This is a genomic window from Candidatus Microbacterium colombiense (assembly GCA_029203165.1).
Taxonomy (GTDB): Bacteria; Actinomycetota; Actinomycetes; order Actinomycetales; family Microbacteriaceae; genus Microbacterium; species Microbacterium colombiense.
The window spans coordinates 358,986-381,377 of the sequence record CP119308.1; the positions used below are offsets into that span (position 1 = coordinate 358,986).

A 22,392-nucleotide genomic window follows, 5' to 3' on the forward strand; every position below is an offset into this window, starting at 1 on the left:
CGAGCCGGATCGTTCCGGCATTCGATCCGCCGTGTGCGCGTTCGATCCCGGCGATCGAACGACACCACCGAGCAGGAAGGGCACCGTGGAGGCGAACCGCATCGTTCTCGACAGCGTCGTGCGCTATCCCGTGAAGGGCCTCGCCGGCGTGCCCACGCCCGACCCGGTGCGGCTCGAACCCGGCGGTGGACTCCGCTGGGACCGGTCCTTCGCGATCGCCCGTGAGTCGTCGATCCCCGACGGCGGCGGCTGGCGACCGCGAGAGGAGTTCTTCCACCTCGCGCGCCACGAGCAGATCGCCCGCATCGCCGTCGACTTCGCGGATGCCGAGACCGACGCCCCGCATCTCACGATCACGTCGGCGGACGGGCGCGCGGCATCCGCCCGGCTCGGTGCTGCCCCCATGCCCGACACGGGGGCGATCGACGGCCTCCTCCGAAGCGCACTGGACGAGGGACGAGCCGATCCGCGACTGATCACCACCGGTTCGGCCGGGCTCTGGGACTGGCCGAGAGCGCACCTGTCGATCATCAACCTGGCGACCCTCGAAGCGCTCGGGCGCGAGGCCGGCGAGCCCGTCGATCGCCGGCGCGTGCGCGGGAACCTCTATCTGACGGGCCTCGAGCCGTTCGGGGAGTTCGCCCTGATCGGACGCCGCATCCGCATCGGCGAGGTCGAGCTCGAGATCTTCCAGCCGACCGACCGCTGTCGCGCCACCACCATCCGTCCCGTCGACGGGGTCTCCGATCTCAACATCCCCGCTCTGCTCGGTGCGCGCTATGGCCACATGTTCTGCGGCGTCTATGCGCGCGTCGTGCGCGGGGGCACACTCCGCGCCGGCGACGAGGTGCTCGACACGGGGTCGACGATCGACCCCGCCCCGGCGGGGGAGTCGGGCTGGCCGCGCACGGCGCAGATCGTCGAGAGGGTCGGCGAGTCCGACGACGTCGTGAGCTTCTGGATGCACGATCCGCTCGGTCTGCTGCACGCCGCGCAACCGGGAACGCACGTGCGGCTCCACCTGCCGCAGGAACCCGCTCCGAACTGGCGCTCGTACACGATCTCGGGCGTCGAGCCCGGTCGGTTCCGCATCAGCGTCAAGCGCGACGGGCGGCTGTCGACGCTGCTGCACGAATCCCGCCCGGTGGGGTCCGACATCGTGGTGAGCGGACCGCACGGCACCGCGGAGGCCGACGATGGTGACCGCGATCTGCTGCTGGTGACCGCCGGCATCGGCATCACCCCGGCAGCGGCACTCCTACGTTCCCGATCGGCGCAGTCGAAGGCCGGGCGCGTGCGCGTCGTGCACGCGGAGCGCTCGACCACGTCGCTGCCGTTGTGGGCCGAGGCCTGCCGAGCGATCGGCGATCTCTCCGACGCACGGGCGTCGCTGCATCTCACGCGCGAGACACCGCCGACCGAGTCGGTGGGCTTCACCGCGGTCGCGGGGCGGCCGGATGCCGATGCGCTCCGTGCTGCGATGGCCGATCTGGATCTCGCGCGCGCCGATGCCTTCGTGTGCGGACCCGGCGCGTTCGCGGCCGGTGTGCGCGACATGCTCGTGGCCCTCGGGTTCCCCGCCGACCGCATCCGCGTCGACGCGTTCTACTCGCCCGCCACCCCTGACTGGGGTCCTCCGCGAAGCCCCCGCGCGGAGGGCCCCTTGCCCGTCGACTCCTCAGCGGGCGCGTTCGTCTGGGAGCCGGGCGCGGGAACCCTCTTGAACGCTGCGGAGAAGGCCGGCCTCGATTGGCCGAGCGAATGCCGCGTCGGCGTGTGCGGAACGTGCGTGCGCGCGGTGGCAGCGGGAGAGTTCGAGTACCTCAACGACCCCCTCTTCGATGCAGGTCCCGGGCGAGTGCTCGCGTGCAGCGCAGCGCCGCTCACCGCGCTGCGTCTCGACGGGCCTCCCGACGCATCATCCCTCGACCCCCTTGGAGCATCATGACGACCGATACGCCGACGGCCTCTCACTCGACCTCGCTCGTTCCTCCGGCCCCGCCCCAGCTGACCGAGGCGGACGCCGTGCGGATCGCGGCGGACCACTTCGGCGTCGTCGGCGAGGCGCGCAGCCTCGGCAGTCATGAGGATCGCAATTTCCTGGTGACGGTCGGCGCCGAGAGGCTGCTGCTCAAGATCGCGAACCCCGTGACGTCGCTCGCCGAGGTGTCGGCGCAGTCTGCGGCGGCCGCGCACCTGTCGCGCACCGCGGTCGGGATCCGGGTGCCGCAGGCGAGAGCCACCACCGACGGGGAGGATGTCGCCCGCGTGCCCCACGCCGGCACGGTGCTGCACGTGCGCCTTCTGGACTTCCTCGACGGGGGCACACTGTCCGGGGGTGCGCACCTCGGCGCCGCCGCCGTCGAGGCGCTCGGCTCTCTCGCGGCCCAGGTCGATCTCGCCCTCGCAGACTTCGATGCCCCCGGGGTGGAGCGCCCGCATCAGTGGGATCTGCGTCAGTCCCGCGTGGTGCTACCCGAACTCTTCGCGCACCTCGACGATGCGGTGCTCCGGGGTCGCCTCGCGCAGATCGCGGAGCACGCCTGGGCGGCGCTGGAGCCGGTCGAGGACGAACTTCCGGTGCAGGCCGTGCACGGCGACCTCACCGACGACAACGTGGTGTGGAGCGACCCCCGTCTCCGTGTTCCCGATGGTGTGATCGACCTCGGCGACCTCAACCGCACCTGGCCCGTCGCCGGCCTGGCGATCACGATCGCCTCCCTCCTGCATCACGAAGGGATCGACCTCCCCGCTGCCCTGCGCGCGCTGCGGGCCTACCATCGGGAGCGCCCGCTCACCGGGAGCGAGGCCGCGGCGCTCTGGCCGCTCGTGGTGTTGCGTGGCGTGCACCTCGTCGCGAGCGGACATCACGTGGTGACGCGTGAGCCCGACAACGCCTACGCCCGGGGGAATCTGCAGCAGGAGGAGCGGATCCTGTCGGCGGCGACATCGGTGCCCCTGGCTGTCGCGACGCGTCTCGTGCTGCGCGCGTTGGATCTTCCGGCACCCGTCGCCGACCTCCCTCGCCACGGCGCGTTGATGCCGGGGGTCCCTTCGGATGCCGTGGTCTCGGTCGACCTCTCGGCCGACAGTCCCGCCTTCGAAGACGGCACCTGGCTCGACCCCGCGATCGAGTCGTGGGTCGTGCGGGAGGCCCTCCTCTCCGACGCGCGCGCGGTGACGACCCGATTCGGCGAGGCCCGTCTGTCGCGGGCGTCCCGACATGCGCAGTCCGCCCCCGAGACGGTCGCGACCGGCGTCGACGTCTTCCTCGATGGCGAGGCCACCCTCGTCGCTCCCTGGAGCGGCATCCTCACCCGGACATCGCGCGGGCTTGCGCTGAGGGATGCCGAGAGTGCGCGGAGCGTCCTCCTCGAACTGCTGGGCGCGACACCGATCGGTGGCCCGCTCGACGCGGAGGTCGATCAGGGGGATCGCGCCGTCGAACGGGGCGCGGTCATCGGGACCGCGCGTACTCGCGTCTTCGTCCGTGTCGTGCGCGATGCCGACGTGGGGGAAGCGTCGGAAGGCATCGTGCCGGAGTTCGTCCCGGCGGCTCTCGCCGATGCGTGGCTCGCCGTCGTGGCCGATCCGACGGCGCTGCTGCCCGGTCGCCCCTCTCCGGTCGAACGCGCGGATCCCGCCGAGCTGCTGGCCCGCAGAGGCGCGGTGTTCGCCGAGGTGCAGGAGCACTATTACGAGGCGCCCCCGGTGGTCGCCCGCGGATGGAAGCAGTACCTCATCGACACCGATGGCCGCGTCTACCTCGACATGGTCAACAACGTCAGTGCGGTGGGCCACGCGCACCCGCGCGTCGCGGCGGCGGCCGGCCATCAGCTCCGCACGCTGAACACCAACTCGAGGTTCCACTATCCGGCCGTCGTGGAGTACGCCGAACGGCTCGCAGCGCTGACCCCCGCCGCACTCGACACCGTGTTCCTCGTCAACAGCGGCTCCGAAGCGGTCGATCTGTCGCTGCGCCTCGCCCGCGCGGCGACCGGGCGACGTGATGTGCTCGCCGTCCGCGAGTCGTATCACGGGTGGACCGACCTCGCCGATGCGGTCTCGACCTCGGTGGCCGACAACCCGGCGGCCCTCGCGACGCGGCCGGACTGGGTGCACACGGTCGACGCGCCGAACGCCTACCGGGGCGTGCATCGCGGTGTCGAAGCCGATCGCTACGCGCATGACGCAGTCGCCGAGATCGAGCGTCTGGCCGCGAGCGGCCGTGCGCCGGGCGCGTTCATCGCGGAGTCGTTCTTCGGCAACGCGGGCGGTGTCCCACTGCCGGACGGCTACCTCGACGCCGTGTACACCGCCGTGCGAGCGCACGGTGGTCTCGCCATCGCCGACGAGGTGCAGGTCGGGTTCGGGCGTCTGGGCGAATGGTTCTGGGGCTTCGAGCAGCAGGGCGTCGTGCCCGACATCGTGGCGGTGGCGAAGGCCATCGGCAACGGGCATCCGCTCGGGGCGGTCATCACGACGCGTGAGATCGCCGCGGCGTATCGCCGTGAGGGCTACTTCTTCGCGTCGACGGGAGGCAGCCCGCTCTCCAGCGTCGTCGGGTCGACCGTGCTCGACATCATCCGCGACGAGGGTCTGCAGGAGAACGCGCGCACGATCGGTGAGTACCTGCGTGAGCAGGTGCTCGCTCTGGGCAACCCGCTGATCGGCGCCGTCCATGGCTCCGGGTTATACCTCGGCATCGAGCTGGTAATCGATCAGACGACCCGTGAACCGGCGACGCCGGACACGGCCGGAGTGTGCGAGCGGATGCGCGACCTCGGCGTCATCGTGCAGCCGACAGGCGATCATCAGAATGTGCTCAAGATCAAACCGCCGCTGTGTCTCGAGCGTGAGGATGTGGACGCTTTCGTCGCTGCCCTCTCCCGGGCGCTCGCGGGGGTGAGCTGACGCAACCAGCCTCTTGCGCACTTGTTCTGCATATATAGAATAAGCGCATGGCGAAGCTGACACGGGTCACGGCACCCACCCTCGACGTGGTGCAGGTTCTTCTCGGGTCGGCCGAGCCGGTGTGGGGGCTCGCCCTCGCGAAGGCGGTCGAGCGCGCGCCGGGCACCGTGTACCCGATCCTGTCGCGGCTCGAAGACCTCGGGTGGCTCGTCGGCGAGTGGGAAGGTGATTCCGACCACACCGGTCCGCGCCGACGTTATTACCGACTCACCGACGAGGGCCGCGCCGAAGCCGCGGCGGTGATCGCCGCCCGTCAGCGTCGAGTGGTGACCGTGCCGAGCCCGCGCCTGGCATTCGGAGGCTCGGCATGAGCGCGGCGGAGACGCTCATCCGCGTCGCCGCCGGGTTCCTCCCGCGCGACCGACGGGCCGTGCGCCGTGAGGAATGGCTCGCCGACCTCGCCGGTGCCGAGGAGGTCGGCATCCCGCCCCGCCAGGTCGTGATCGGCGCTCTCGTCGCGGCGATCAGCGAAGGCGCGCGCTCGTGGCGCTCGTCGTTCACCCCTCGCCGCGCATTGGCGGTGGCGTTGATCGGCGCCGGCGTGCTGGTGGTCGGGGTTCCCGCGGCAGCCATCGCCGTCGCCATCGCGAACGACGCGCGGGGAGTCGTGACGGTCGAGGCCACCGAGTCCGGCGACCGGGAGGTGTTCTGGCGCGATTATCCCGGCATCCCGGAGCTCGATCCGGAGGACGTGCTCGACGGCCCGACGCTGGAGGAGGGTGAGGCGGATGGCCGGGAGCTGATGGCCGAGATCGAAGCGGCCCTCACGACCGAGTTCGGACTCGACTGGGCCGCAGCGCCGACGGGGAACGGCGATCAGGTCGCCTTCCCCGCGCAGAACTACTACGGCGGGCCGTCGCTGCTGCAGGTGCTCAACGTGAGCGGCCGGCAGTCCACGAGCGTGCCGGCGACGTGGGCAGAGAAGGAGCGGATGCTGGGGATCGTCGAGACCGTCGCGGCACGTCATGGATTCACGGATCTGACGCTCGATCACGACGCGTCGTACATGACCGCGGCCGACCGCATCGAGACGTTCGGCGCGGCGACCCCTGAGGAATCGGTGATCGTCTCGGGCATGCTCGAGGGCCCGACCGGACAGTGGATCATGTTCAGCCTGCAGGACTTGTCGCTCGATCAGGACGGGCGCTTCACCGAGCAGGCGGAGGAGTCGGCACAGAACGGTTCGCTCCCGAACTCGATCTCTTTCATGTACGGCGCGAACGGGCTGCTGGCGAGCGCCGATCGGGCGGAGTTCGAGAGCCGGCTCGAGCCGTACCGCGGGCTCGACCGCCCGGAGCCGCTCGAGAGCTGACGCCCGTACGGGGTGGGTCTGCGGCAGTACGGGTCTGCCGCATCCCCTCCTGAGAGGTCGCAGATGGTCGCATCCTGTCGGGCGAAGCGGCGATTCGTGCCACCTCACCCCTGGGTGGGGTCACAAGTGGTCGCCTCAGGATGCTCGAAGCGACCAGATGCGACGCCTCGCGGCGGGAGGGCGTCGTGAATGGGCGGCGCGCGGGCTGCCCCTCGACTACTCGCGCATCCGACGCAGCAGCCACACGAAGTACGGGGCGCCCACGAGCGCGATCATGAGCCCCGCGGGCAGCTGCGACGGTGCGATGAGCGTGCGGCCCAGGGTGTCGGCGACCAGCACGAGGAGCCCTCCCAACACCATCGCCACGGGGATCACGCGTCCGTGGCGGGAGCCGACGAGCGTGCGGGCGAGGTGCGGGGCGACGAGTCCGACGAATCCCACCGTTCCGACGGCGACGACCGCCACCGAGGCGAGCACCGCCGCCAGCGCGAGCACGCCGAGCCGGGTGCGCTCGGGCGGAACGCCCAGGATGCGGGGCGTGTCCTCGTCGATCGCGAGCAGGTCGAGTTGGCGCCGCATGCTCAGCAGGACCGGGATCGCGACGAGCAGCACGATGGCCACGGGCAGCACGTCGGGCAGTGATCGCCCGTACGTCGTGCCGGAGAGCCAGGTGAGGATGCGCGGTGTCTCCCACGGGTCGGAGCGCAGCAGCAGGAAGGCGGTGACGGCGCTGATCGCATAACTGCATCCGATGCCGATCAGCACGAATCGGTCGGGCAGCAGCCCTCCGCGCCAGGCGAGCAGGGTGATGAGGCCGAAGGTCAGCAGGCCGGCCGCGATCGCGAAGGCGATGAGCATCAGGCGCCCACCGCCACCGATTCCCGTGGTCACGACGATGACGGCGCCGAGCCCTGCCCCCGCCGTGATGCCGAGCAACCCGGGTTCGGCGAGCGGATTGCGCACCGTCCCCTGCACCGCGACTCCGGCGAGGGCGAGGGCGGCACCGGCGAGCACGGCCGCCGCGATCCGCGGAGCGCGTTCATCGAGCGCGCGGGTGACGAGGTCGGGTGCCCCCTGCTGCAGCCAGAGCAGGATGTCGCCGGTGCGCAGCCACAGGCTGCCCGCCAGCAGCGCGACGACGATCGTGACGACCAGGGCCGCGATGGCGATCAGTGCGACGTTCACGAAACGCCGTCGGGTGCGCAACGTGGAGCGCACCGCACGGATCGCTCGGGCCGCCCCCGCGTCGCGCATGCGTAGAGCCAGGATGACGATGACGATGCCGCCGAGCAACGCGGTCGGGATGCCGGTGGGGATGGAGGTCGCACCCTCGGCGCCGAGGATCGCCCGCAGCGCGACGTCAGCGAGCAGGATGAGCAGCGCGCCCAGGAGACCGGCGGTCGGGATGAGGAAGATGTGGCGACGCAGTGCCGTGACGCGGTGCGCGAGCAGTCGCGCCAGCACCGGGGCGCCGAGTCCGACGAAGGCGATGGGGCCGGCGAGGGTGACGGCGGTGCTGGTGAGCAGCACGGCGCACAGCACGGCCGCCCCACGCGTGGAGCGCACCGGAACTCCGAGCGACGACGCGGCGTCTTCGCCGAGTCCGAGCACATCGAGGCGACGCGAGAGGAGGAGGGCGATCAGCAGCACGGCGACGATCATCGGCGCGGCACGCAGCGAGGCGTCGAGGTTGAGCTGGCCGAGTGATCCGCTGCCCCAGGCGAACAGACCGGTCGTGTTCTCCTTGAACAGGATGAGGAGCATCGCCGTGCCGGCATCCAGAGCCATCGCGATCGCGGATCCGGCGAGGATCAGACGCGTCGTGGTGGTTCCGGCCGCGCGGCCGGTGAGTCCGAGCACGAGGGCTGCCGCCAGCAGACCGCCAACGAAGGCCACGCCGCTCGAGGCCCACAGGGGCACCGACAGGCCGAAGGCGGCGACCGCAGTGAGGGCGAAGTAGGCGCCGGCGGTCACCGCGAGCGTGTCGGGTGAGGCCAGAGCGTTGCGCGTGACCGACTGCAGGAGCGCGCCGGCGACCCCGAGCGCGAACCCCACAGCGATGCCGGCGAGCAGTCGCGGCAGTCGCGAGCCGAGGAAGATGTCGCCGGCGGAGACGCCACCGACGCTGACCTCCTCGCCGCGCAGGGCGCGCAGCAGGTCGGTGCCGCCGACTCCCGATGTGCCCTGGGTCAGGTGCCAGAGGCCGACCGCCGCCACTGCCACGACGAGCGCCAGCAGCAGGCCGAAGCCGCCGAGCAGGGTGCGGCGGGTGGTGACCGTCTCGCCGCCGACCGGCGTTCCGTTGTCGGAACGCCGGTCGGCGGTGGTGAGAGTGGTGGTCGTGGTCACTTACCGACGATGACGTCGACGAAGGCGTCGATCGCCTGCTCTCCCGAACGCGGTCCGCCGGCGCCCCAGACGCCAGGGGGGAACTCGAAGGCGCGGCCGTCCTTGACCGCGGGGAGCGAGGTCCAGATCGAGCTCTTCTCGAGCTCGGTGACGTAGCTCTCGGCCGTGCCGTCGTTCGAGTAGATGAGGTTCGCGTCGCCGACGGCGGTCAGCCCCTCAATGTCGGTCTGCGCGAGGCCGTACGCGGGGTCGACGCCGCCGCTGCCGTAGGACTCGTTGATCTCGTTCGTCCAGGCGCCGGTCAGGCCCAGCTCCTCGCCCAGCTCGGTGAACAGCGCGCCCTCGCCGTAGGGGCGGATGACGACGTTGCTGCTCTCGATCCAGCCGTCGAAGAACACGAAGTCGGTGGTGGCGAGGTCGGCATCCGCGACCTTCTCCTTGGCGTCGGCCAGGTGCTGGTCGAACTCGCTGAGCACCTGGTCTGCGCGCTCGGTGCGACCCGTCGCCTCGCCGATCAGCGAGAAGACCTTCTTCATGTTGGCGATCTGCCCGGTGCCGTCGGCCCCGATCGTCGCCAGCACGGGGATGTCGCGCTCTTCGAGCTTCTTGAGCAGCTCGTCATCGGCACTGTATGCCTCGATGATGATGAGGTCGGGGTCGGTGCCGTAGAGCGTGTCGAGGTCGGGCTCCCCGCGCTCGCCCACGTCGGTCACGCTGTCGGGCAGCGTCTCGGCGCTGACGTACGTCGTGTAGTCGGCGGTGGATGCCGCGCCCACCGGCGTCACGCAGAGTGACAGCAGGTCTTCGGTCTGCTGCCATTCGAGTACGACGACGCGTTCGGCCGGCTTGTCGAGCTCGACGGTGCGGCCGAGGCTGTCGGTCAACGAGACCGGACCCGTGGAGGTCGTCGTGGTGTCGTCGGTGCAGCTCTGCGACGACACGGCGTCTGCGGTGTCGTCACCGGCGCTGACGTCGGTGGTGCCGCAGGCGGTCAGCGTGAGCGCGGCGATGCCGGCGACGGCGACGGCCGCGAGGAGGCGGGTGCGGGGCATGGAGGTGTCCTCTCAGGAACGTTCGGTGGCAGGGGGAGCGGCGGGGGTCGACTCGTGCAGCCGCGGGGTGTGGCGACTGACCGGATCGATCCGCAGCCGATGGGTGCGGGGGTCGATGCTCACATCGACGCTCAGCTCGTAGGCGGCGCTGATGTTCTCGGCGGTGAGCACATCGATCGGGGCGCCCGTCGCCAGGATGCGACCGGACTTCATCAGGAGCAGGTCGTCGGCGACGCGCGCCGCGTGGTCGAGGTCGTGCAGCACGACGCCGACCGCGACGCCGTGGGTGTCGGCGAGGTCGCGGATCAGATCGAGAGTCTCGACCTGGTACCGCAGATCGAGGTGATTGGTCGGCTCATCCAGCAGTACGACGCCCGTCTCCTGCGCCAGGCAGGCCGCGAGCCACACGCGCTGCAGTTCGCCGCCCGACAGCTCACCGGCCGCCCGCTCGGCCATGCCGTGCACGCCCGTCGCGCGGAGGGCCGTGTCGACCGCGGCTCGGTCCTGATCGCTCATCCCGGCGAAGCGGCGGCGGTACGGATGCCGCCCGAACGACACGACCTCGCGCACGCTGAGCCCCTGGGGGGCGACGCGCGACTGGGCGAAGAGGGTGACCTCCTGCGCGAAGTCGCGGGCGCGCAGCGTCGACACATCGCGTTCGTCGGTTGCGGCGCCGAGCACGACCTGTCCGCGGGAGAGCGGATGCAGCCGGGCGAGACCGCGCAGCAGGGTCGACTTCCCCGACCCGTTCGGACCGACGAGTGCGGTGACGCGTCCGGGCAGGAGCTCGACCGAGACGCCGTCGACGACCGGCTGCCGATCGAAGCCGAGGGTGAGGTCGTCACCGGAGAGTCGCGAGGGTGTGCGGGATCCCTCAGGGGAGGGCGAGCCGGTCTGCGCGGTGGCAGACGATCGGTGGGCAGCAGCCATGGAGGGAACCCTGCATCGGGAGACGGGAGGTGCAGGACCCGAGCCGCCGAGGCGGCTACGCAGGAGGCCGAGAGCGGCATCCGTTCTTAGGGTTACCTTGCCTCACCAGGCTAGATCGAGGGTCGGTCGTCCGCAATGAACGCCCAACGCCACCCGATACGGCGTTTCAGACAGCCGTCGCGGGCGTCGAGCGCCCGGCCGCGATCGACGCCAGATATGCGCCGGGCGTCACGCCCATGACCCGCTTGAACGAGGCGATGAACGTGCTCGACTGCGCGTAGCCCATGAGTTCCGACGCCTCCTGCACCGCCAGGCCCTCCGTGAGCAGAGACAGTGCGTGGTGCACGCGCAGGATCTGCCGCCACTGCAGGAACGACAGGCCGGTGTGAGCGCGGAAGAGCCGGGCGACGGTACGCTCGCTCGCTCCGATGAGGTCGGCCCAGTCGCGCAGCATCCGATCGTCGGTGGGGTCGGCGAGCAGCGCCGACACGATGGGATCGAGGCGCGCGACGTTCGGCACCTGCAGCGAGAGCTGCTGCGTCGAGGGGGCGAGCACGTCGAACACCACCGATTCGGCGCGCGTGCGGGCATCATCGTCGAGGTGCGATCCCTCCAGATGCGTGAGCAGCGAGGCCAGCAGGGGAGTGATCGCGATCACGGTCGCGTCGGCGAAGTCGACCGGGGAGCGGTCGGGGTCGAACATCGCGTCGTACAGCACGGTGCGTGCGGTCATCCGCCCCGAGTGCATCATGCCTGCGGGGATCCAGAGTCCGTGGCCGTCGGGCACGGTCACGAGCGCATCGTCGAGCCGCACGGTCATCGCGCCTCCACGCACCCACACCAGCTCGTGCAGAGGGTGACTGTGCGGATCGAACTCGAGCGGCACCGCGACGAAGGCGCTCTCGGAGAGGATCGCGAAGGGTGCGGGAATCTCGTGCGGCACCTGCACATCGTGCAGCACCACCGTGTTCTCCTCCCGCAACCAGGCGCCGCGCCCCGGTGTCACCGCGCCTGTCGGGTCCATGGGGAAAGTCTACGGAAGCCGTTCGTAGGGTACTCCCGACCTCGTTCTCGCTTCTCTTCCTCTCTGAGCGGTCGCAGATGGTCGCATCCTGTCGGGCGATGCGGCGATTCGTGACGCTCTCGCCGGGGTGAGGTCGTGAATGGTCGCCTCAGGATGCTCGAAGCGACCAGATGTGACGCCCCTCGGGTCAGGACCCCTGCAGGTGAGCGCCTCTCCAGACTTCGACGGGCACTCCGGCGCGCCGGAACTCGCGGATCGATCGGCGGGATGCGCCGACGAGCACCGTACGCGCACTCCGGCGTGCGAGCGGGAGGTCAGTCGCGGAGTCGGTGTAGAAGGTGCCGATGCGCTCGTCGGGGTGCGCGCGCCGGAACGACTCCACCTTGTTCGACCCCACGTTGTGCCAGGCGAACCTCGGGCCCTGCGCGCCGAACGTGAACGTCGAGGCGTGCACGGTGACGCCGGTCAGGCCGATCTCTTCGAGGTAGCGCACGGCCAGCGCGTGCTCCGTCGCGGTCGACACGACGCAGTCGCCGTCTCCCAGAGCCGCGCGCAGCTCGCGCATCACGGATGCCGAGGCGTTGCCGCGGCGTCGGGCAAGCCGAACGGCGACGCGCTGCACCAGCTGTCGGTAGCGCTGCTCCCCGACGCCGTGCAGGACGACCGCGACGATCGCGCGGTTGACGCGGGGGCGCAGGGTGCTATCGGCGCGGGCGAGGGCGGCGACGATCGCGAGTGCGGCGACGGGGACGATCAGCCAGGGCCGCGCCCGGAGTCGTGCGAACACGAGCGTCGCCATCGTGTCGGAGCGGCTGAGCACCCCGTCGAGGTCGAAGACCGTGATCACTCCTCGTCGACCGACCTCTCGATGATCAGCGAGACGCGGTCGGCACGGTACACGTCGACCGCGTACTCCAGGCAGGCTCCCGAGTCGACGAAAGTGCGGCGCGTCAGTTGCAGGCCGCCGGACGCGTGCCTGGATCCGAGATGCGTGCTGGTCTCGGCGTCGAGCACGACGACTTCGAGTTCGGCAGAGGTGCGGGTCACCCTCAGGCCGAAGCGGCGGCGCACCTCCTCCCACAGCGAGCCTCCGAGGTCGCCGTCGAGCAGGCCGGGCACGAGGTCGGCGCGGTAATACGTGGTCTCGACCGCGAGGGGCTCGTCGTTCGAGCGGCGCAGACGGCGCAGGGCGTAGACGGGGTGGCCGACGGCGACGTCGAGGCCGGCCGCGACCGCCGCATCTGCCGCGCGCTCCTCGGCCCAGAACAGCTCGGCGCCCGGGTGCCGCCCGGCGCGCGCGACCTCTTGCGAGAACGATCCGAGGCGCAGCTGCACCCGCGGTTCCGAGACGAAGGTGCCGCGGGTGGCATCGCGATGCACGCGGCCGTCCTGTTCGAGAACGCCGAGTGCGCGCCGGAGAGTCATGCGGCTGACCCCGAGCTCGACGCAGAGTTCTCGCTCGGGCGGGAGCGGTGAGCCGAGGGGGAACTCGCCCGCCGCGATGCGCGTGCGCAGCTCGCCGGCGATGCGGAGATAGGCGGGTTCGCCGGGTCTCCCCGGGGTGAATTCCTCCGCCGTGTCCATGCTCACTCTTGACACGCTACCCGGCACACCCCTAGCGTACCTTGGTATACACCAAATTGGTCTAGACCAACCTGTCCAAAGAAGGTCGAGTCATGGAACAACCCGAAGCTGTATCCACGCAATCGTCCGGGCAGACAGGCACGCGCATGAAGCGCGAGTTGGGTCTCTACGCCTCCTTCGCCGTCGCCTTCGGGTTCGTCTCGATCGCGACCGGCATCTTCACCACCTACGGCGCCGTGCTGAACAGCAGCGGACCGCGCGGCATCTGGGCCTGGCCCATCGCGGTGGTCGGCCAGACGATGGTCGCCCTGATCTTCGGAGCCCTCGCCGCGCGCATCCCCATCAGCGGATACGCCTACCAATGGGTGTCACGCCTCGCGAACCCCATCCTCGGATGGCTCACCGGCTGGGTGTCCTTCGCATTCCTCGTGATCGTCGTCGTCGCCGTCGACTACACGATCGCCGCCACGATCCTGCCCGAGCTGTTCGGCTACAGCCCGACGCCCGCGAACTGCTGGGTCATCACCGCGGTGGTCATGCTGCTGCAGGCCATCCTCGTCGCGCTCAGCACGAAGGCCACCAACCGCGTGAACGAGGTCGCCGTCACCGTGCAGATCATCGGCATGATCGGCATCACCGTGCTGCTGTTCGCGGTCGGTGCGGCGCTCGGTCGTCTCGACTTCTCACAGCTGTTCGCGACCGCCCCGGTCGCCGAGGCCGCCTACTGGGACTTCGGTGGACTCACGAACGCCGGGCCGTTCCCGCTCGCCTTCCTCCTCGGGGCCTTCACGATCGTCGGCTTCGAATCCGCCGCCAACCTCGCCGAAGAGACGAAGAACCCCGAACGCGTCATCCCCCGCGCGATGGTGCAGGCGGTCATCGCGCTCGGCGTGCTCGGGATGCTGTTCCTCATCGCGGTGACCGCGCTCGCCGGAGACACGACCGAGCTCGCGAAGTCGGCGACACCCGTCGCGACCGTCATCACCTCGGTGCTCGGTCCGGTCGTGGGCAAGGGGCTGCTTGTGCTCGTGGTGATCTCGATCTTCTCGTGCGGCCTCGTGATCACCCTCAGCGGCACGCGTCTGATCTGGGCGATGTCGCGCGACGAGCGCTTCCCCGCATGGCAGGTGCTGCGCCGCGTGCACCGCAGCCGGCACACGCCGGTCGCCGCGACCATCGGCTACTTCCTGATCACCCAGGCGATCCTGGCGTTCTTCAGCGGCACGAGCGATGCGCTCTTCATCCTGTTCTCCGCGGCCACCCTGCTGCCGGCGATCATCTACGCGGGCACCGTGCTGCTCTACATCGTCAAGCGGCGGTCGCTGCCTGCGAGCAAGGGCTTCACGCTCGGACGCTGGGAGGTGCCGGTACTGATCCTCGCGAGCATCTGGCTCGTCTACGAGCTGTTGATCTTCCGCGACGTGTCGTTCGAACAACCCCGGCTCTATGTGGGCATCATGCTCGTCATCGGCATCGCCTACCTGATCTACCTCATCGTCACCCGCGGCAGGAACGGCCTCACGATGCCCGACATGGCCGACGTCGACCGCAGCTTCGACGACGACACCGTCACCCCCGTCCGCTGACCCCGCTCCCCATCGAAAGAAGAAGCACCATGCGTTCGCACTCCCCGTCCCGTCCCGTCGCCGTCATCGGTGGAGGCATCGTGGGATCGGCACTCCTCTACACCCTCGCGCACCGTGGGGTGGATGCCGTGCTCCTCGAGGCGGAGCCCGCTCTCGCCCTGGGGGCCAGCGGCACGAACTCCGGAGTGCTGCACACGGGGTTCGACTCGAAGCCGGGCGAGCTCGAGACCGAGCTCATCCTGCGGGCGGCGCGCATCCGCCCCGCGATCCTCGAGGCGCTCGGGGTGCCGGTGCTGCACACCGGCGCGGAGCTCGTGCCGCACGGCGACGCCGACCACGAGACGGTGCGGGAGCTCGCGGCCAACGCGGAGGCCAACGGGGTGGCCGTCGAGGTGCGGGATGCCGACGGCGCCCTGCTCGTGCCGGGAGAATCGGTCAGTGACCCCGTCGCCTTCGCACTCGCGCTCGCCGCGTCTGCGGTGGCGGCCGGAGCGCGGGTCGAGGTCGAGGCGCGCGTCGTGGAGATCACCCCGATCGACGATGGTCTCGTGCTGCGCACCGATGACGGCCGGCAGTTCGAGGTCGCCGCGGCGATCAACGCGGCGGGACTGCGCGCCGACGAGATCGCGCGCCTGATCGGCGACGACTCGTTCGAGATCTATCCGCGCAAGGGCGAGTTCTTCGTGTTCGAGCTGCCCGACGGTGCCAGGCTCGACCGCATCATCCTGCCCGTGCCGACGGCGCGCACGAAGGGCGTGCTGGTGTTCCCGACGCTCGACGGCAAGGTGGTGGCCGGTCCCACCGCGGTGGACCTCGACGACAAGGACGACTGGTCGGTGCGGCCCCAGGCCCGAGAGGAGATCCTCGCGAAGGCCGTGCTGCAGTATCCCCCGCTCGCCGGACTCGAACCGATCGCCGCCTACGCGGGTCTCCGACCGGCCGGTCGTGGGAGCAACTACGTGATCGGTCACTCCGCGCAGAACGAGCGCCTGATCAACGTGGCGGCGATCCGCTCCACCGGGCTCACGGCATCCCTCGGCATCGCCGACTACGTCTCGGAACTGCTGCCTGCGCTGGGCATCGAGGTGGGCGAGCTGCGTGCGCCGACGGTCGCCGAGGTCCCGACAGCCGCAGGGCCCTGGTGGCGCCGCACTGCCGACCACCACGATCTCACCGCGCACTGACCGCGAGGGCGGAGGAGAATCCAGGGACTCCGCGTCGCACACCACACGAAGGACACCACATGACCACGGTTCTGGCGATCGATCAGGGCACCTCGGGCACCAAGGCCGTCGTCGTCGACGAGACCGGCGAGGTGCGGGCGTTGAGCGAGGTGTCGGTGCGCCCGACCTACCTGCCGGGCGGGGGCGTCGAGCACGACCCGCAGGCGGTGCTCGACTCGGTGCTGCGCGCCGGTCGGGTCGCCGTGAACCAGGCGAACATCGACATCGATGTCGTCACCCTCGCCAACCAGGGTGAGACCGTGCTCGCGTGGGACCCGGACACCGGCCTTCCGCTGTCGAACATGATCGTGTGGCAGGACCGTCGCTCCGAGTCCGTCTGCACCGAGTTGCGCGATCATGCCGACGAGATCGCCGCACGCACCGGGCTCGTGCTCGATCCCTACTTCAGCGCGCCCAAGCAGGCGTGGCTACGGCGGAACGTCACGACCGAGGGTGTGGTCACGACGTCCGACACCTGGCTACTGCATCAGCTCACCGGGGAGTTCGTGACGGATGCCTCCACCGCCAGTCGTTCGCTCGTGCTCGACCTCGACACCGCGGCCTGGGATGCCGGTCTGCTCGACCTCTTCGGACTCGCGGACGAGCGGATGCCGACGATCCTCGCCTGTGACGACATCGCCGGCTCGACCACGGCGTTCGGCGGAACGGCGGCCGTGGGCGGACTGATCGTCGACCAGCAGGCCGCACTCGTCGCACAGAACTGCCTGCGCCCGGGCGAGGCGAAGTGCACCTTCGGCACGGGGGCATTCCTGCTCGCGAACACCGGGCACGAGGCCGTGCGCTCCTCGGCGAACCTGTCATCGTCGGTCGCCTGGCAGCAGGGCGGACAGACGACCTACTGCCTCGACGGACAGGTGTACACCGCGGCATCCGCCGTGCAGTGGCTCGAGAAGCTCACCTTCATCGACACGGCCGCCGATCTCGATCGCGTCGCCGCCGACGATGCGCAGGGCGTGTTGTGCGTGCCGGCGCTCGCCGGTCTCGCGGCGCCGTGGTGGCGACCGGATGCCACGGCGACCTTCACCGGCATGACCCTGTCGACCGGCAGCGAACACCTCGTACGCGCGGTGCTCGATGGCATCGCGGCCCAGGTCGCCGAGCTCGCCCGCGCGATGGCGACCGATCTCGGGCAGCCTCTGCAGCGGTTGCGGGTCGACGGCGGACTCACGCAGAGCCGGGTGCTGATGCAGGCCGTGGCCGACCTCATGCGCATCCCGGTCGATATATACCCCTCGCAGCATGCGACTCCACTGGGGGCTGCCGCGCTCGCCCGCTGCGCCATGAATCCAGAGCTCGCTCTCGACGACGCGATCGTGTCGTGGACGCCGTCGCACACCTTCGAGCCGCAGTGGTCCGACGCCCGCGCCGAGGAGTTCTCCGCACGTTGGCGCACCGTGGCCGACTCCTTCTCCTGACCCCTCGACATCCCACCCCTCGACATCCCACCACTCGACATCCCACCCCTCATCCAGGAGCACCGCGTGACCCTCGACCCCGCCGCCCACCAGCCGTACACCGACCCCGACGACTTCATCCGCGAGGTCACCGATCTCATCTGGGTCGACCGTTCGATCAGCTTCATCCGCGAGAACTACGAGCCGGATTCGATCGTGCACGGCGGCTTCGGCACCGCGACGACGCGCGACGAAGTGCTGGAGGGCACGCTGATGCGCATCGCCGAAGCACCCGATCGCGTGAGCCAGACCGAAGACATCATCTGGGAGCAGCGCGGCGACGACGCCTTCCTCAGCTCGCACCTCGTGGTGGTCGGCGACCTGCTGTCGCCGCGGTGGAGCCGCACCATCGCGAACTGCCTGTATCGCCGCGGACGCATGGTCGAGGAGTGGGTCGTACGCGACACGCTCGCCGAGGCGCTGCAGGACGGTCTCGACCCCGACGAGCTGGCGCGTGAGCACCTCTTCCGCGGATACGTCGCGAGTTGGGCCGATGCCGCGCCGACCGACCCTATCGCCGCCGGCGACTCCGGGCCGCGTCCCGATGACCACCGCACCGAGGTGCAGACCGTGCTCGATCTGATCCGCACGGTGTGGAACGAGCGCGACCTGAGCCTGGTCGAGCAGTACTTCCACCGCGACCTCACGCTGATCACGGTGGGCAACCGGCACATCATCCGACCGGAGGGGTATCGCCGCGCCCTGCTCTCGCTGCTCGAGTCGTTCCCGGCCGGACAGTTCGAGGTGCGTGACGTGCAGGTGAACGACGACGTGCGCTATGCCGGGCTGCGGGTCGCGGTGACATGGAAGTTCGTGGGCGACTACACCGGCGTCCCGAACTACGGACCGCTCACCGGCAAGCCGATCGACCTGCTCGGCATCTCGCAGTTCACGCTGCACCAGGGCCGCATCGTGAAAGAGGTGCGACTGTGGGACGACATCGCCCTGCGCACGCAGATCGCGAGCATGCGCGGCGACGAGCCGGTCGGCCCCTCGAACATCTACTGAGGGCGGCAGTGCGCCCGCGAGTTACCGGAGGATGCCGCGTCGGCGGGCAGCGGAGACGGCCGCCGTACGAGAAATGACGTCGAGCTTCGAGAAGATGTGCGCGAGGTGCGACTTCACGGTCGTCTCGCTGATGAAGAGTTCGTTCGCGACGTCGGTGTTGGAGCTGCCGGCGGCCACGAGCTCGAGGACCTCGATCTCGCGGCTGCTCAGACTGATCTGCGGCGCGCGCATGCGGTCGAGGAGCCGTGAGGCGATCACCGGAGCGAGCGCGCTCTCTCCTGCAGCGGCCGCGCGGACCGCGGCGATGAGTTCGTGCGGAGGAGCGTCTTTCAGAAGGTAACCACTGGCGCCGGCCTCGACAGCGCTGAGGATGTCGGCATCCGAGTCGTAGTTCGTGAGCACGAGCACGTACGGGGCGGCATCGAGTGCGCGGATGCACCGGGTGGCGTCGGCGCCGGTGCTGGTCGTGTTCGCGCCGAACTGCAGGTCCATGAGCACGACGTCGGGGCTCAACCGCTCGGCGAGTTCGACGACTTCATCCGGGGCGCCCGCCTCGGCGACGATCTCGACGTCCGGCTCCAGACTGAACAGTGCGCTGAGCCCCGCGCGCACGATGGGGTGGTCGTCGGCGATCACGAGCCGGATCATGCGAGCTCCGTCACCCGGAGATCGACGGCCAGGGTCGTTCCCCGGCCGGGCGGCGAATCGATCGTGAGCGTGCCGCCGAGCTGCTGCACACGCTCGGCCGTGGCCTGCAGACCGAACGAGTCCGACTTCTCCGCGGCATCCTTCGACGTCAGCACCGGGTCGAATCCGGTTCCGTCGTCGGTGACCGTGAAATGCAACCGGTCCGCATCGATCGCGATGGTGATGGTCGCCGTCGTGGCCTGCGCATGCTGGATCACGTTCGCGATCGCACCCTGGGCGATGCGGAGCAGCGCCGTCTGCAGATGCATCGGCAGCGTGACCGTGTCGGAGACGCGCACCTGTACGTCGAGTCCTCGACTCGCCCACTGGGTGCCGGCGAGACGGCGGAGTGCTCCGCCGAGGGTCTGGTCGTCGAGTTGTGGCGGGGTGAGCTCGCGGATGAAACGTCGTGCTTCGACGAGGTTCGCCGCGGCCGTCTCGCGGGCGAGGCGGATGTGTTCGATGCCCGGGCGCCCAGGGTCGGCGCGTTCCGCGGCGTGCAGGAGTATCTGGATGCTGGAGAGGCCCTGTGCGAGCGTGTCGTGGATCTCGCGAGCGAGCCGGGCGCGTTCGGCGAGCACCCCCGATTCGTGCTCCGTCGCCGCGAGCTGACCCCGCGTCGCGAGGAGTTCGGCCACGAGCGCTTCGCGCTGTTCGGCCTCGCGGGCGAGTGCTTGATAACCGAGGCCGATCAGCAACGCGACCCCCGCGCCGACGAGAGGGCCGACGACTCCGCCGACGGTCCATCCGCTGTGGATGCCGAGCGCGCAGATCGCGATGATCGTCGAGACCAGGATCGCCGCCGACCCCCACCAGCGCCCGAGCAGGTGGAGGTAGAGGAAGAACAGCGGGAACACGAGGTAGGCGGCATCCGGGATCATCCACAGCAGCACGGCCCATTCGATCGTCAGAACCGCCAACCACGCCAGCGGCGAGACGCCCCGGGCGCGGGTGGTGCGGGTCAGCACCGCGCCGAAGGCGTACGTCACGACGAGCGCGATCGTGACGGCGATCACGGCGATGCTCGCATCGGTCGGGGCGACCAGGGCTCGGACGACGACGAGACCTGCGAGGGCGACGAAGAGCACGTGCAGGCCGGTGCGCAGACCCACGAAGACCGGGGTCAGTGCGGTGTGTGGCATGGGCTGAACTCTACGCCGCGGCCCGACTCCGGTCATCGTCTGAAAGGAGGATCTGCCGGTGCACACCTCGGGTGGGAAACAGTGTTCCGGCGGCCGATGACCGATCCCCGGCGGCGCAGGAGAGTGGAAGGGTCGTCGCGTTCGGCGGCAGGAAAGGCACACACCATGTTCGTCGCACTCCGTGAGCTGCGCTTCGCCAGAGGTCGATTCCTCCTGATCGGCGCCGTCGTCGCGCTCATCACCGTTCTTGTCGGCTTCCTCAGCGGTCTGACGGGCGGTCTGGCGACGCAGAACATCTCGGCCGTCGTCGGCCTGCCGGCCGATCGGATCGTGTTCTCCGCGCCTGGAACGGGCGAGACATCCCCCAGTTTCGCCGACTCCGCCATCACCGAGCAGCAGGCGACGGACTGGGCGGCGACGGCCGGGGTCGCGAGCGCCCGGCCGGTCGGGATCAGCCAGACCCGCGGTGAGGCGGGAGAAGTCCGCGCGGCGATCGCCGTGTTCGGCGTGGAGCCGGGGTTCGACGCGACCGCCCCCGCGGTCGACGGGCGGCTCGGCCTGTCCGATCCCGCTGCCGATGCGCTCGGCGTGAAGATCGGAGAAGACGTCACGATCGGGGGTTCCGCCTACACGGTCGAGACGATCGGCGGCGACGGCTGGTACAGCCACACTCCTGTCGTGCAGATGACGCTCCACGACTGGCAGGACTACTCGGCATCCACGGGCAATCCCGATGCGTACGCGACCGTGCTCGCCGTGACCGGGAGCCCGGAGTGGGATGCTGCCGACGTGGCGAACGGCACGGTCTCGGAGTCCACGCTGGGGTCGCTCCTGGCGCTGAGCGCGTTCCGGTCCGAGATCGGCTCGCTGCTGCTGATGGTCGGGATGCTGTTCGGGATCTCCGGACTCGTGATCGGCGCGTTCTTCACGGTCTGGACCATGCAGCGCAAGGGCGACATCGCCGTGCTCAAGGCGCTCGGTGCGAGCACACCGTCGCTGGTGCGCGACGCCCTCGGTCAGGCACTGATCGTGCTGCTGGCGGGGATCGGGATCGGGTTGGGCGTCGTGGTCATACTCGGCACGCTCGCCGGCACCGCGCTGCCTTTCCTCCTCAGTCCGATCACGACCGTGCTCCCCGGTGCGATCATGATCATCCTCGGCCTTGCCGGAGCCGCATTCGCGCTCCGTTCCGTCACCTCCGCTGACCCCCTCACCGCCCTCGGGAGCAACCGATGATCCGCCTGAACGACATCACCCTCACATTCCCCGACGGCGACAGCCGCGTCACCGCGGTCGACGGTGTCTCGCTCACCGCTCACCCGGGAACCGTCACGGGCATCACGGGGCCCAGCGGGTCGGGCAAGTCGAGCCTCCTCGCCGTGGCGGCCACACTGATCCGTCCCGATAGCGGCCAGGTCTTCATCGACGACATCGATGCCACGGAGCTGAGCGCTCGCGACGCGACGGAACTGCGCCGCGAGAGCATCGGGATCGTGTTCCAGCAGTCGAACCTGATCCCCGCGCTCACGGCCCGTGAGCAGCTCACGGTCATGAACGAGCTCGGCGCCGCCGGCAGTCGTCGCCGACGTGGTGAGACCGTGACCCGTGCGGATGCGCTGCTGGATGCGGTCGGACTCGCCGACCACGGTGACAAGCGACCGCACCAACTGTCCGGTGGGCAGCGTCAGCGGGTGAACATCGCCCGAGCGCTGATGAACGACCCGAGTGTGCTGCTGGTCGACGAGCCGACGAGCGCCCTCGACCAGGAACGGGGAGCGCGCATCATCGACCTCATCCTGCGCCTCACCGACGAGCGGAACACCTCGACGCTGCTCGTGACCCACGACCTGGTGCACCTGCCGCGCATGCACGGGGTCGTCCATCTCGTCGACGGCCGGTTCGTGGAGGCTCCGGTCGCGGCGTGACCCGGCGCTCGGCATCCGCATGGTGCAGGGAGAACTTCGTGATGCAGGGGGTTCTCGGCGGATGCTCCCTGCATCCGGTACTTCTCCCTGCATGATGCCCGGCGAGGACGCCCGTGACCTG

General features: G+C 70.0%; 18 protein-coding genes. 10 read left to right on the forward strand and 8 right to left on the reverse strand.

Translation table 11 applies throughout. The annotated features are described in order from the left end of the window. Positions 1–85 precede the first annotated feature (85 nt). The 4 genes from P0Y60_01895 to P0Y60_01910 are packed head-to-tail and all read left to right on the forward strand — an operon-like array spanning position 86 to position 6,286. Positions 86–1,948 carry an MOSC domain-containing protein gene (locus tag P0Y60_01895; protein ID WEK61540.1) on the forward strand — a complete coding sequence of 621 codons (1,863 nt, stop codon included), beginning with the start codon at positions 86–88 and terminating at the stop codon, positions 1,946–1,948. Continuing rightward, positions 1,945–4,914, forward strand: a complete 2,970-nt coding sequence (locus P0Y60_01900; GenBank protein WEK61541.1) for an aminotransferase — start codon at positions 1,945–1,947, stop codon at positions 4,912–4,914. The genes P0Y60_01895 and P0Y60_01900 overlap by 4 nt, the downstream gene beginning before the upstream one ends. 47 nt (positions 4,915–4,961) lie before the next feature. Next, complete coding sequence (locus P0Y60_01905; protein WEK61542.1) at positions 4,962–5,285, forward strand: PadR family transcriptional regulator; 324 nt, start codon at positions 4,962–4,964, stop codon at positions 5,283–5,285. Further along, complete coding sequence (locus tag P0Y60_01910) at positions 5,282–6,286, forward strand: hypothetical protein (protein WEK61543.1); 1,005 nt, start codon at positions 5,282–5,284, stop codon at positions 6,284–6,286. Before P0Y60_01905 ends, P0Y60_01910 begins: the two co-directional genes overlap by 4 nt. Before the next feature lie 216 nt (positions 6,287–6,502). Here P0Y60_01910 and P0Y60_01915 read toward each other — a convergent pair whose 3' ends face one another. The 6 genes from P0Y60_01915 to P0Y60_01940 form a co-directional block, all read right to left on the reverse strand. Further along, positions 6,503–8,635, reverse strand: coding sequence for an iron ABC transporter permease (locus P0Y60_01915; GenBank protein ID WEK61544.1), 2,133 nt, complete (start codon positions 8,633–8,635; stop codon positions 6,503–6,505). Then, positions 8,632–9,687, reverse strand: a complete 1,056-nt coding sequence (locus P0Y60_01920; protein ID WEK61545.1) for an iron-siderophore ABC transporter substrate-binding protein — start codon at positions 9,685–9,687, stop codon at positions 8,632–8,634. The genes P0Y60_01915 and P0Y60_01920 overlap by 4 nt, the downstream gene beginning before the upstream one ends. 12 nt (positions 9,688–9,699) lie before the next feature. After that, positions 9,700–10,617 (reverse strand): ABC transporter ATP-binding protein, encoded by a 918-nt coding sequence (locus tag P0Y60_01925; protein ID WEK61546.1) that lies wholly within the window; start codon positions 10,615–10,617, stop codon positions 9,700–9,702. A gap of 166 nt (positions 10,618–10,783) precedes the next feature. Then, positions 10,784–11,641: a helix-turn-helix transcriptional regulator gene (locus P0Y60_01930; GenBank protein WEK61547.1), complete on the reverse strand. Its 858-nt coding sequence runs from the start codon at positions 11,639–11,641 to the stop codon at positions 10,784–10,786. Positions 11,642–11,828: 187 nt separating this feature from the next. Beyond that, positions 11,829–12,488 (reverse strand): HAD family hydrolase, encoded by a 660-nt coding sequence (locus P0Y60_01935; GenBank protein WEK61548.1) that lies wholly within the window; start codon positions 12,486–12,488, stop codon positions 11,829–11,831. Next, positions 12,485–13,225: a GntR family transcriptional regulator gene (locus P0Y60_01940; GenBank protein ID WEK62839.1), complete on the reverse strand. Its 741-nt coding sequence runs from the start codon at positions 13,223–13,225 to the stop codon at positions 12,485–12,487. The genes P0Y60_01935 and P0Y60_01940 overlap by 4 nt, the downstream gene beginning before the upstream one ends. 146 nt (positions 13,226–13,371) lie before the next feature. Between P0Y60_01940 and P0Y60_01945 the strand changes: the two genes are divergently transcribed. From P0Y60_01945 to P0Y60_01960, 4 genes are all read left to right on the forward strand, one after another. Then, positions 13,372–14,811, forward strand: coding sequence for an amino acid permease (locus P0Y60_01945; protein ID WEK61549.1), 1,440 nt, complete (start codon positions 13,372–13,374; stop codon positions 14,809–14,811). Positions 14,812–14,840: 29 nt separating this feature from the next. Beyond that, complete coding sequence (locus P0Y60_01950; GenBank protein WEK61550.1) at positions 14,841–15,995, forward strand: FAD-dependent oxidoreductase; 1,155 nt, start codon at positions 14,841–14,843, stop codon at positions 15,993–15,995. A gap of 59 nt (positions 15,996–16,054) precedes the next feature. After that, positions 16,055–17,470, forward strand: coding sequence for an FGGY family carbohydrate kinase (locus P0Y60_01955; protein ID WEK61551.1), 1,416 nt, complete (start codon positions 16,055–16,057; stop codon positions 17,468–17,470). Between the two features lie 66 nt (positions 17,471–17,536). Further along, positions 17,537–18,517: an ester cyclase gene (locus P0Y60_01960; protein WEK61552.1), complete on the forward strand. Its 981-nt coding sequence runs from the start codon at positions 17,537–17,539 to the stop codon at positions 18,515–18,517. Positions 18,518–18,538: 21 nt separating this feature from the next. Here P0Y60_01960 and P0Y60_01965 read toward each other — a convergent pair whose 3' ends face one another. Both P0Y60_01965 and P0Y60_01970 read right to left on the reverse strand, forming a co-directional pair. Continuing rightward, complete coding sequence (locus P0Y60_01965) at positions 18,539–19,165, reverse strand: response regulator transcription factor (GenBank protein WEK61553.1); 627 nt, start codon at positions 19,163–19,165, stop codon at positions 18,539–18,541. Further along, entirely contained in the window at positions 19,162–20,346 is a 1,185-nt protein-coding gene (locus P0Y60_01970; GenBank protein ID WEK61554.1) for a histidine kinase, read from the reverse strand. Before P0Y60_01970 ends, P0Y60_01965 begins: the two co-directional genes overlap by 4 nt. 165 nt (positions 20,347–20,511) lie before the next feature. On the opposite strand from P0Y60_01970, the gene P0Y60_01975 reads away from it, so the two are divergent. Beyond that, positions 20,512–21,582 (forward strand): ABC transporter permease, encoded by a 1,071-nt coding sequence (locus tag P0Y60_01975; protein WEK61555.1) that lies wholly within the window; start codon positions 20,512–20,514, stop codon positions 21,580–21,582. Next, positions 21,579–22,271 carry an ABC transporter ATP-binding protein gene (locus tag P0Y60_01980; protein WEK61556.1) on the forward strand — a complete coding sequence of 231 codons (693 nt, stop codon included), beginning with the start codon at positions 21,579–21,581 and terminating at the stop codon, positions 22,269–22,271. Before P0Y60_01975 ends, P0Y60_01980 begins: the two co-directional genes overlap by 4 nt. Positions 22,272–22,392: the final 121 nt, after the last annotated feature.

Bases quoted from the DNA above. Each gene is read 5' to 3' on its own strand.
- P0Y60_01900 (WEK61541.1), top strand. From the start codon at position 1,945: ATGACGACCGATACGCCGACGGCCTCTCACTCGACCTCGCTCGTTCCT.
- P0Y60_01905 (WEK61542.1), top strand. From the start codon at position 4,962: ATGGCGAAGCTGACACGGGTCACGGCACCCACCCTCGACGTGGTGCAG.
- P0Y60_01910 (WEK61543.1), top strand. From the start codon at position 5,282: ATGAGCGCGGCGGAGACGCTCATCCGCGTCGCCGCCGGGTTCCTCCCG.
- P0Y60_01920 (WEK61545.1), bottom strand. From the start codon at position 9,687: ATGCCCCGCACCCGCCTCCTCGCGGCCGTCGCCGTCGCCGGCATCGCC.
- P0Y60_01925 (WEK61546.1), bottom strand. From the start codon at position 10,617: ATGGCTGCTGCCCACCGATCGTCTGCCACCGCGCAGACCGGCTCGCCC.
- P0Y60_01930 (WEK61547.1), bottom strand. From the start codon at position 11,641: ATGGACCCGACAGGCGCGGTGACACCGGGGCGCGGCGCCTGGTTGCGG.
- P0Y60_01940 (WEK62839.1), bottom strand. From the start codon at position 13,225: ATGGACACGGCGGAGGAATTCACCCCGGGGAGACCCGGCGAACCCGCC.
- P0Y60_01945 (WEK61549.1), top strand. From the start codon at position 13,372: ATGAAGCGCGAGTTGGGTCTCTACGCCTCCTTCGCCGTCGCCTTCGGG.
- P0Y60_01950 (WEK61550.1), top strand. From the start codon at position 14,841: ATGCGTTCGCACTCCCCGTCCCGTCCCGTCGCCGTCATCGGTGGAGGC.
- P0Y60_01955 (WEK61551.1), top strand. From the start codon at position 16,055: ATGACCACGGTTCTGGCGATCGATCAGGGCACCTCGGGCACCAAGGCC.
- P0Y60_01965 (WEK61553.1), bottom strand. From the start codon at position 19,165: ATGATCCGGCTCGTGATCGCCGACGACCACCCCATCGTGCGCGCGGGG.
- P0Y60_01970 (WEK61554.1), bottom strand. From the start codon at position 20,346: ATGCCACACACCGCACTGACCCCGGTCTTCGTGGGTCTGCGCACCGGC.
- P0Y60_01975 (WEK61555.1), top strand. From the start codon at position 20,512: ATGTTCGTCGCACTCCGTGAGCTGCGCTTCGCCAGAGGTCGATTCCTC.
- P0Y60_01980 (WEK61556.1), top strand. From the start codon at position 21,579: ATGATCCGCCTGAACGACATCACCCTCACATTCCCCGACGGCGACAGC.